The sequence below is a fragment of the Cupriavidus sp. 86D6 genome (assembly GCF_057815095.1).
Window position 1 is genome coordinate 1 of record NZ_JBYPSB010000047.1, and the last position, 880, is coordinate 880.

Below are 880 nucleotides of genomic sequence, written 5' to 3' on the forward strand. Positions count from 1 at the left end.
GGCTCTGTTGCAAAGATTGGCGGCAGTCAGAGGTAGGCTGTCGCTCTGCGCCGATCAGGCGGCTGCTGCGAAATGGTGGTTGAGCATGCCCATGGCCTCCGTCAGCGCCGAGGGCCCAATGCCAAAAGCTCTCTCCACAAGGCGCACCTCGCCCCTGATGCCGGGCTGCAGGCACCAGGGGCGAGCCTGTCCTTTGCGCAGGGCTCGCATGACTTCGAATCCCTTGATCGTGGCATAGGCCGTGGGGATCGATTTGAAACCGCGCACCGGCTTGATCAGTATCTTGAGCTTTCCGTGATCGGCCTCGATCACGTTATTGAGATACTTCACCTGCCGGTGGGCCGTCTCCCGGTCCAGCTTTCCTTCGCGCTTCAATTCGGTGATCGCTGCACCATAGCTCGGCGCTTTGTCGGTATTGAGCGTGGCAGGCTTTTCCCAGTGCTTCAGGCCTCGCAGGGCCTTGCCCAGGAACCGCTTCGCTGCCTTGGCGCTGCGGGTCGGCGACAGGTAGAAATCGATCGTGTCGCCCCGCTTGTCGACTGCCCGGTACAGGTAGGTCCACTTGCCCCGCACCTTGACGTAGGTTTCATCCAGGCGCCAGCTCGGATCAAAGCCACGCCGCCAGAACCAGCGCAGCCGCTTCTCCATCTCCGGGGCGTAGCACTGGACCCAGCGATAGATCGTCGTATGGTCGACCGAAATGCCGCGTTCCGCCAGCATTTCCTCAAGGTCGCGATAGCTGATCGGATAGCGACAATACCAGCGCACCGCCCACAGGATCACATCACCCTGGAAATGGCGCCACTTGAAATCCGTCATCGTTCCGTCCGTCCAATCTCCGCCAAGCATGCTCAAGCTTCACGATTTTTGCAACAGAGCC

1 protein-coding gene is annotated in these 880 nt (G+C 60.6%); it reads right to left on the bottom strand.

Annotation, left to right across the window (positions count from 1 at the left end):
• Positions 1-54: 54 nt before the first annotated feature.
• Positions 55-819 carry an IS6-like element IS6100 family transposase gene (locus AC3G88_RS29395; protein ID WP_001389365.1) on the bottom strand — a complete coding sequence of 255 codons (765 nt, stop codon included), beginning with the start codon at positions 817-819 and terminating at the stop codon, positions 55-57.
• Between the last annotated feature and the right edge of the window lie 61 nt (positions 820-880).

Coding starts and splice junctions, on each gene's coding strand:
- AC3G88_RS29395 (WP_001389365.1), bottom strand. CDS start 819: ATGACGGATTTCAAGTGGCGCCATTTCCAGGGTGATGTGATCCTGTGG.